This window comes from Proteus mirabilis ATCC 29906 (assembly GCF_000160755.1).
GTDB classification, from domain to species: domain Bacteria; phylum Pseudomonadota; class Gammaproteobacteria; order Enterobacterales; family Enterobacteriaceae; genus Proteus; species Proteus mirabilis.
Window position 1 is genome coordinate 1 of record NZ_GG668607.1, and the last position, 354, is coordinate 354.

1 pseudogene is annotated in these 354 nt (G+C 35.6%); it reads left to right on the forward strand.

What is annotated here, in order from left to right:
• Positions 1–9 precede the first annotated feature (9 nt).
• Positions 10–354: pseudogene (locus HMPREF0693_RS18230) on the forward strand (hypothetical protein); the annotation flags it as partial.

The following is a 354-nucleotide window of genomic DNA, read 5'->3' on the forward strand; positions in this document are numbered from 1 at the left end:
AGAAAGATAATGGAGTATATAACTAATAAACATTGGGCCAAATATATCAAGGGATATATTTTTACTGGTTGTGCAATCCGAGATAAAAATATTGTGTACTTTTGTTTGCGCAAAGATATTCCATACGAAAAGGCTCGAAACTTATGGAACAGCGAAATCCCCTCACAGTTATTATGTATTTATTTAGACACACCAGATGACCCGATTGATTATATTAGAATTGAAGGGTTCGATAATCCTAAAGTAGGTATTTGTTTAAAACCGAAAGAACAAGGGATGCTTGCATCTAGAGGCGATGGTGGGTTTGTCAAGTGTATGGGCAGTGGATCTAAATTTCCGCTAGAAAAAGTTATG